General features: G+C 50.3%; 1 protein-coding gene. It reads left to right on the top strand.

The annotated features are described in order from the left end of the window. Positions 1 to 354: Arm DNA-binding domain-containing protein (locus I6E24_RS17645; RefSeq protein ID WP_235329849.1), on the top strand; the 354-nt coding region annotated here is incomplete at both ends.

Here is a 354-nt window from a genome sequence, read left to right as displayed (position 1 = left end):
GTACAGTACCGGTTATGGGACGTATCACAGTGGACGGAACACAGACGCAATTCAGCAGCAAACTTTCGGTCGATCCCAAATTGTGGGACACGAAAGGCGGACGTGTCACGGGAAGAAGTTCAGCCGCGCTTGAAACAAACCGCCTGCTTGACAAGATGCGTGTGAGCATCAACAGGCATTATCAGGAAATCATGGAGCGTGACAATTTTGTGACGGCTGAAAAAGTCAAGAATGCCTTTCTCGGACTGGAACACCGCTGCCATACACTGATGCAGGTGTTCCGCCAGCACAACGAGGATTATGCAAAACAGGTGGAAGCCGGCATGAAAGCCAAAGCCACGCTTTCAAAATATC

The organism is Bacteroides caecigallinarum, from assembly GCF_021530995.1.
In the GTDB taxonomy this organism is placed as follows: Bacteria; Bacteroidota; Bacteroidia; order Bacteroidales; family Bacteroidaceae; genus Phocaeicola; species Phocaeicola faecigallinarum.
The sequence above is the reverse complement of the archived record's forward strand: the minus strand, read 5'-3'. Positions and strand labels throughout refer to the sequence as shown.